The following is an 8,121-nucleotide window of genomic DNA, read 5'->3' as shown; positions in this document are numbered from 1 at the left end:
GGCTGGTTCGGGTAGCGTTCGGTATAGAACAGCACAATATTATCACTTCCTTCGAGATTATAAAAATCATGGCCTTTAGGAATCTGCTGTAGGCCGACGCTCGCTTTTCCGTCTTCGTATTGGGCCACATATTTTAACTTACTATCCGTTTTTTGGGCTTCCGCGTACAGTTTCTGAAAATCGGCTTCGTACTTTTTTAAAGAAGCGAAGAAATCCTCGTTATTGTCGGTATCCAAACTCTCTTTTGGTAAGAAGGGCTTATTCTCAATATCGGATATTTCAAGACGGTTACCACTTTCCCTCGCCAAGATCAAGATTTTGCGCATCACGTCGATTCCACTAAGGTCGATTTTTGGATCGGGTTCGGTATAGCCTTCCGCTTTCGCCTGTTCGACCACATCGTGGAAGGTGTTCGAAGCGCTAAAATTATTGAACACAAAATTAAGGCTTCCGGAAAGTACGGCCTGGATTTTAAGGATTTTATCCCCCGAGGCTATTAAATGTTTTAAGGTGTCAATAATAGGTAAGCCGGCACCTACATTGGTCTCGAAGAGAAACGGTGCGTTATAGGTTCGCGCCAGATCCTTCAGGTTTTTATAATTCCCATAGTCCGAAGAGCAGGCGATTTTGTTACAGGTAACGACTGAAATACTGTTGCCCAGATACGAATGGTAGGTCGATGCCACTTCGTCGCTGGCGGTATTGTCCACAAAAATTGAATTCCTGTAATTGAGGTTTTGCACCGTTTCGAAAAATCCTATTTTATCCGCCTTTTGACCTTCGGCTAATACGGTTTCCCAATCTTTCAGCGGGATACCATTTTCGTCAAATACCATGGTGCGGGAGTTTGAGATACCGATGACCCGAATGTTCAGTTTTAGGTTTTCCTTTAAAAATTTGCGTTGTTGGCGTACTTGCACCAAGAATTTGGCGCCGACATTGCCTACGCCCATGACGAAAAGGTTGAGCTGTTTGATGTTTTCCTCAAAAAATTCCTCATGAAGGGCGTTCAAGGCTTTCTTCACATCGCTTTTTATGATAACTGCGGAAATGTTCCGTTCCGAAGCCCCTTGGGCGATAGCTCTGATGTTGACATTGTTTCTCCCTAAGGTGCTGAACATTTTACCGCTAAGGCCTTGGTGGTGCTTCATGTTGTCACCTACCAGTGCAATAATGGCCAAGTCGATTTCGGCGATGGTCGATTTAATTTTTCCGCGTTCGATTTCATATTCGAAAGCAGTGTTGACCACGTTTACCGCATGATGTACGTCGTCTGCCGAAATTCCGACGCAAATGGAATGTTCGGAAGACGCTTGGGTGATAAAGACAACGCTGATTTCGGCTTGGGAAAGCACCTCAAAGAAACGTTTCGAAATACCGGGGATACCAACCATTCCCGGACCTTCCAAAGACAACAAGGCCATATTGCCTACATGGGTAATGCCCCTTACGGTCTTTCCTTTTTCGTTTTTGTTCTTGGTAATCAAGGTGCCTGCATCCTCGGGAGCCAGGGTATTTTTTATATGGATGGAAATCCCTTTCGCCAAAACGGGCTGTATCGTTGGAGGATATAGCACCTTGGCCCCGAAATGGGACAGTTCCATGGCCTCTTCGTAGGATATAAGCGGAATCGCCTTGGCCTGTTTGACCAGTTTCGGATTGGCGGTAAACATGCCGCTGACGTCCGTCCAGATTTCCAGTACTTCGGCATCGATTGCGGCAGCTACGATAGCAGCGGTATAGTCCGAACCGCCCCTACCCAAGGTGGTAGAGCTACCGTTTTCCGAGGAAGCGATAAAGCCCGGCATGACGATAAACTTATTCGGTACCTCGGAAAAGTAGGCAGCGCAGTTGGCATTGGTACTTTTGAAACGTACACTCGCCTTTCCGGTGCTATCCCCGGTCTTTATTAGTTCCCTGCTATCCTTGTAAACGACATCCATCTTTTCCTGTAAAAAGAACTCGCTAATGATATAGGAAGACAAAAGTTCACCATAGCTCACGATCTTATCGGATAGTTTGGGCGTAATTTCCCCAATCAGGTAGGCACCTTCCAACAAGGTTTCCAAGGTGTTGATGTCACTTTTTACTTTGCTCAAGACTTGGCTCTGGTCCTTTATGGGAATCAGCTCCTTGATCGTAGCCAAGTGCCTGTCCTCAATGTCCTTTAAAACATTTTTATAGTCCCCGTTCTGAACGGAAGCCAAGAGTGCGGCATGCAAAAGCTGATCGGTAACCCCTGCAAAAGCGGAGACCACTACTATGATTTTGTCTGCCACCGTATGGGCGATGATATTTTTGACTAAAGTTATATTTTGTGCGTTGGCAACGGAAGTGCCCCCGAATTTCAGGACTTTCATGATATGGGTTGTATTAATAGGTAATTTGGGAAAGAGCGCGGTAAATTGCCAAAGTGGTAGAAATTTTTTAGCTTATCCCAACGGGATGAACCGAACAAGGAAAACGGTTTATGCATTATTAATGGGATATAGTCTAATTTTATGTCCGCTCGAGCTAAAAATATACGGTTTAGAAAGCCTCAAAAGTAGTATTTTTAGGTGCTTAATCAAATTTTTTCTATTCCGTTGTTGTGTTGAAGTATTATTCAGTTTTAGGGTCGGCCGAATACGGAACTTAGTAGTCACTACCCTAATATTTGCACACACCGAGATTCCTGCCTTCGCAAGAATGACTAAAAAAATAGAATTTTTATGAAAATATTCTCCGCCGAACAAATCTACGCCGCTGATAAAGCCACTATTAAAAAACAAGAAATCACCAGTGACGAATTGATGGAACGTGCCGCAACCCAATTGTTCAATTGGTTACACCTGCGATTGCAGGGCGAACAGGTCAAGATCCATTTATTCTGTGGCATCGGCAATAACGGCGGAGACGGTCTGGCGTTGGCGCGGCAGCTTCAGGAACACGGCTATACTAGTACGGTATATGTGGTCAATTACAGTAAAAAACGCTCCGACGATTTTTTGACCAATCTCAAACGTTTGAAAGATGGGGAGGTGTGGCCCGAATTTCTGGAAGAAGGCGATGATCTGCCCGAAATCGGTGGGAAGGACATCATTGTCGATGCCATTTTCGGATTGGGGTTAAACCGTCCGCCAGATAGTTGGGTGGTCGAGCTGTTCGAGCATCTACACCGCTCGCAAGCCTTTACCCTTTCCGTGGATATTCCATCAGGATTATTTACGGATAAAGCGCCTGCTAATGAAAAAGCGGTCGTCAAGGCGAACCATACCCTAAGTTTTCAGGTACCTAAATTAATCTTCTTCCTTCCGGAAACAGGAATCTACACCGAACAATGGGAACTACTGGATATCGGTTTGGATACGGAATTCTTGATGAATGCTGATACCGATTATGAACTCATCGGGCAGCACGAGGTGCTGTCCCACTACATCCCAAGAGAAAAATATTCACATAAAGGCACATACGGCCATAGTTTAATCATTGGCGGCAGCTACGGAAAAATTGGAGCTGTGCATTTGGCCGCTAAAGCCTGTTTGCGTTCAGGTAGCGGATTGGTTACTGCATTCATCCCGCAATGCGGATATATTCCCCTACAAACAAATTTTCCCGAGGCCATGGTGATTACGGATATGGATGAAAAATACATTTCAAAAATTGATTTTGATATCTCTCCCAATGCAATCGGAATAGGCATGGGTATGGGAAGGGATAAAAAAACGTTAACGGCTTTTTCCGATTTTCTTGATAGCAACGAGACGCCTTTGGTGGTCGACGCCGACGCGTTGAATATTCTTTCGGAAAATAAGGAACTCCTGAAAAAATTACCGTCTAAAACCGTGTTGACCCCGCATCCAAAGGAACTCGAACGCCTTATCGGAAAATGGGACGACGATTTTGAAAAACTGGAAAGGGCCAAGGCATTTTCGAAAGCGTATGATTGCGTTCTGGTCATTAAAGGTTCGAATACGATTGTGATCTCTGATGGAAAAGGGTACGTGAATACCACGGGCAACCCCGGAATGGGAACCGGCGGTACCGGCGATGTGCTGACAGGAATAATTACCGGATTGATCGCTCAAGGATATGAACCTTTACAAGCCGCTATTTTCGGGGTATATCTACATGGAAGGGCAGGGGATATTGCCGTAGAGAAAACAGGGTATCAGGCATTGACTGCATCTAATGTCATTGATGGGATCGGGGGCGCGTTTTTGGATTTGTTCAAAACGCCCGAAGAAAATCATGATATTGAGATGAACGAACCTGGGTAACTTACTTTATTGCCCTATGTTTGAAAGTTTATTCTTCTCCCACCAGCCTTTTTTAACCTCTTTCGACAGTTTATCAACATCCGATTGTTTTGCAATGGATTTTGCCATGGCTTCCTTATAAGTAAGATAGTCTATCAAGCGCTGTAGCCCTTCAATTTCCATATCCGGTGAAAGTCTGATGATTACCTCTTTCTCCGTATGTTCGATTACCATATCAACTGATTTGATTATATCGAAGTTACGAATTAATTATTGATAGTGGTCGGTACTCATTTATAAAGTACTGGCATCGAACGTTTGGAAATAAGCGATTGTTGTAGTACCTTACTGACATAAAAAGTTCCATCATACAACTATGTCTTCGTTCAACGTCAATGCAGATTTAGTTCCCCTTTTCCACGGATTGGTTACCGGTTTGCAGCCTTTTGCCAATGCCCAACAGGTCACCTTGAATTTTAAGGCAGAAGTGCCGCATTTGTACGCCCCTTATAATCCTGTTGACGCACTTTCCAAGATAACGGTCTTGTTGACCAATATCATAACCTTTACCCCGCAGTCGTATTCCGTAACCGTGTCCGTGGGCAGTTGCAGCGATACCATAGATCGTTGTATGTTGTCCATCGAAAATACAGGTGTGGACCTTTCACGGGTCGTTGAAATAGTATCGACGGTTAGCGATGGTCTTCGTTTGGAAAAATTAGACAGGGGTACTCGATTTATTATAGAAATACCAGTAACACCGGAGGCTGCACCGGTAGGAGTTTCGACCGGGAACGGGCTGCTTACTCCGAAAAAATATCCCTTTTATTTTTCCGCCGTATCCAAAAAATTGGCATCCCACTTTACCAATTCAAAAAATCTGGAAAATACGGTCTCGCAACTGAACGCGACCGACGGAGTGTTCCTAAAAAAGATAAACGCCATTATCAACGCCAACATGAACGATTCCGAGTTCAAGGTCGATAGCCTGGCCAGTGCAGTGGCACTCAGTAGGTCTCAATTGTTTCGAAAGCTAAAAACGTTGACCCGTATGTCGCCCCAAAAATATCTGAGGTTCATACGGTTGGAACGGGCGAAGAAAATGTTGCAATCGAAGTCAGTTGACGCCAATGTCAGCGAGGTGGGCTATCAAACGGGATTTGCCAGTAAGAGCCATTTTACAAGGGCTTTTCAAAGGGAGTTTGGTTTCAATCCCTCAGACATCAAATAAAGGGTATACAACCTACGGGCAAATTTTCGCAACCCAAGGTCATTTGCACAAGCTATGGATTGGCTAATTTTGGGTATGTCTAACCTCTAAATAAATACGTTATGGATCAGCTAAAGAAAAACAGGGAGTTTATTATCACCTATTTTAATGAGATTTCGGGATTTGAAAAGACCCGTGAACTTTGCGAAAAGTACATCAATGATGAAAAACTGATGGAACACATTGCCTTCTTCGAAGGGGCTTTCCCGAAATATGAACTTTTTATCGAAGAGATGATGACCGAAGGCAACAAGGTCATCGTTCAGGGAAGGGCCACCGGAATACACGAGGGCGCCCTCAACGGCATTCCCCCGACCGGAAAGAAAATGGATCTGCCCTTTTGTATCCGCTACACCATCGAAAACGGAATGATTACCGACCATTGGTTGATTGCCGATCAAGTGGTGTTGATGGAGCAGTTAGGGGTGATGCCCGGAGCAACGGAAGAACAGGCGCATTGAGAAACACAACAATCCGTATTTTTTCTGGCGATACTTTGTATTTTTAGATACACGAATAAAGCTTTACAAATTTTTTGGAATTAAATCCATAAGAATTTGTGGGCATCTGTATCGGTATGCACTACAAAAAATTCAAACCAAATAAAGCACTTGAAGATTTTGTTGAATGCTTTTTTGTTTGGGAAGGAAAAGCTGAAACGCCCTTGGATTTTGAAAGTCCGCCCAGTGCACTTTGCGCACTAGTCGTTAATTATGCCGATGCCTATGAAATTTCGAACTACAAGTATGAAAAAAGTGTTGTTCCGAAGTCGTTTCTAGGGGGGCAGGCCTTAAAGAACTACACCCTTCATTTATACGGCAGCATTGGCATGGTCGGTGCTGCTTTGCGGCCTACCGCACTTTTCAACTTCTACAATATTCCCATGTATGGTTTTACGGGGGAACGGATTGCCTTTTCCAAAATAGAAGTAGCATCCGCGAATGTGATCCATCTAAAAATTGAAAATGCCGAAAGTGCCCAAGAACGGGTAGCAATCATCGAAAACTATTTTTTGGAACGTTTGCCTTCGACCGATTTTGCCACCAAGGAAATAACACAGGCGGCCAACGAGATTTACAACAGAAAAGGGCAATTGAATATCTTGGAGTTAATGGGGCAAGTACCCATGAGCCGCCGGACGTTCGAACGCAAATTTTTAAACGAAGTTGGAGTGAGTCCGAAAATCTACGCCAAAATCAGGAGGTTCGGCAATACGTGTTCGCTTATGGCTGGCAAACGTGATGTCAACTTAATGGATGTACTCCACGAGGGCGGTTACTACGACCAAAGTCATTTTATTAAGGATTTTAAATATTTCTCCGGTCGCACTCCCAAGATATATGTCAAGACCAATGTAGAATTGGCCAATTACGTCAATCAGGTAGGTATTGTGGAGCGAAGACTTCAAGATGGTAATTGAGATTTGCTTGCTTTTCACTCCTTCCTAAATCCAAAAGTTGTCGCATTCTTACAATTTCCGATGTGATTATTAAAATATATTTGACGAAACTAAAATATTAGAAATCATGGAAGCATTAAGAAAAAAAGACCTTTCGGATCCGCTGTTCCTATTATGGAAGAACCGGACCGTAGATTTTATGAAAGCCTATCAAGAGCAAAATGTTGCCGGTATGTTGGCAAATTGTACCGAAGACTGTATCGTTGCCTTTCTACCCTTAGGTTCCGCAGGTAAGGGGAACGTACATGAGGTCGGTAAGGCAATTTGGGACAATATTATCGAATGTTTTCCCACCATTGACAACACCGTCCATTCCGTAGTGAAAGAGAACGGTGATGTACGTTGCGAAGCAAGCATCATGGGGAAACAGGAAAAAGATTTCGCCGGCCTCGTCTCAAAGGGAAACACGTTTGAGGAAGACCATATCTTTATTTTTAAGATGGACGACACAGGTTTTATCAAGGAAATATCCGTGAATTGGGACCATGATAACTTCGTGGCACAATTGACGGGTGAAAAAAATTCCGAAACACATGAAATGAACAAAGAAGAACGGAATAAATTATTGCACCAAATTGCTGCCGACTATGTCACAAAAGGTCTTGGAGGAAAGAATTTTGAATCGATTCCTTATCATGAAGAAGTAGAGCTAAGGGCACCGATACATCCGAACGGATCGCAAGAAGCCATGATTGGGCGTGATTTTATAAAGGCAAACTGGTGGGCACCTTTGCCCGATCTGGTCGCTTCGACCGAACTTCTGGATACCTATACCAATAAAGATCTGAGTGGGGCAACGGCCGAATTCTATTGTCATATCTCAAACCCGAAATGCACGTTGCGGATTGTCGATCGCTTTGTGGTCGATGATGAAGGCAAGATCATAAGGCAAGAGAATTTCTTCGATCCACGTGATATTACGAATCCCGGTTGGCGCTAAATCAGCGACTCATAGAGTTTAATCTCGATAAGGCAACCTATTGGCAACTCTTTGCAACCAACGGGCAACTGGCTGTACCTAAAATTCAATACTTTTAGGACATCCGATTAACAATACTATGACCGGTAAATTTGATTTTTTACGGTGTTAACTTTCCTATGAAATGAAATTTTAAAACAATGTTTCAAAAATCCCAAGGAATAAATCTCAAGAG

General features: G+C 43.7%; 7 protein-coding genes. 5 read left to right on the top strand and 2 right to left on the bottom strand.

Features of this window, described 5'->3' with window-relative positions; genetic code table 11:
* Nucleotides 1–2,360, bottom strand: a 2,360-nt coding sequence (thrA, locus tag ACEW8S_RS12495) for a bifunctional aspartate kinase/homoserine dehydrogenase I (RefSeq protein ID WP_373518479.1), incomplete at its 3' end; no start/stop codon positions are given.
* Nucleotides 2,361–2,711: 351 nt separating this feature from the next.
* On the opposite strand from thrA, the gene ACEW8S_RS12490 reads away from it, so the two are divergent.
* The gene (locus tag ACEW8S_RS12490) at nucleotides 2,712–4,259 is read left to right on the top strand and encodes an NAD(P)H-hydrate dehydratase (protein WP_373518478.1); all 1,548 of its coding nucleotides are present in this window, start codon (nucleotides 2,712–2,714) and stop codon (nucleotides 4,257–4,259) included.
* 6 nt (nucleotides 4,260–4,265) lie between these two features.
* On the opposite strand, the gene ACEW8S_RS12485 is transcribed toward ACEW8S_RS12490, so the two are convergent.
* A complete protein-coding gene (locus tag ACEW8S_RS12485; protein ID WP_373518477.1) occupies nucleotides 4,266–4,472 on the bottom strand; it encodes a hypothetical protein in 207 nt (68 codons plus the stop codon).
* 142 nt (nucleotides 4,473–4,614) lie between these two features.
* Between ACEW8S_RS12485 and ACEW8S_RS12480 the strand changes: the two genes are divergently transcribed.
* The 4 genes from ACEW8S_RS12480 (at nucleotide 4,615) to ACEW8S_RS12465 (ending at nucleotide 7,907) form a co-directional block, all read left to right on the top strand.
* Complete coding sequence (locus tag ACEW8S_RS12480; protein WP_373518476.1) at nucleotides 4,615–5,469, top strand: helix-turn-helix domain-containing protein; 855 nt, start codon at nucleotides 4,615–4,617, stop codon at nucleotides 5,467–5,469.
* A gap of 101 nt (nucleotides 5,470–5,570) precedes the next feature.
* A complete protein-coding gene (locus ACEW8S_RS12475) occupies nucleotides 5,571–5,969 on the top strand; it encodes an ester cyclase (RefSeq protein ID WP_373518475.1) in 399 nt (132 codons plus the stop codon).
* Between the two features lie 98 nt (nucleotides 5,970–6,067).
* On the top strand, nucleotides 6,068–6,928 hold the full coding sequence (locus ACEW8S_RS12470; RefSeq protein WP_373518474.1) for a DUF6597 domain-containing transcriptional factor: 861 nt from the start codon (nucleotides 6,068–6,070) through the stop codon (nucleotides 6,926–6,928).
* A 106-nt stretch (nucleotides 6,929–7,034) separates the two neighbouring features.
* Nucleotides 7,035–7,907 (top strand): hypothetical protein, encoded by an 873-nt coding sequence (locus ACEW8S_RS12465; protein WP_373518473.1) that lies wholly within the window; start codon nucleotides 7,035–7,037, stop codon nucleotides 7,905–7,907.
* Nucleotides 7,908–8,121: the final 214 nt, after the last annotated feature.

This window comes from Pricia sp. (assembly GCF_041745955.1).
Taxonomy (GTDB): domain Bacteria; phylum Bacteroidota; class Bacteroidia; order Flavobacteriales; family Flavobacteriaceae; genus Pricia.
This window is presented reverse-complemented; position numbering and strand designations above follow the sequence as displayed.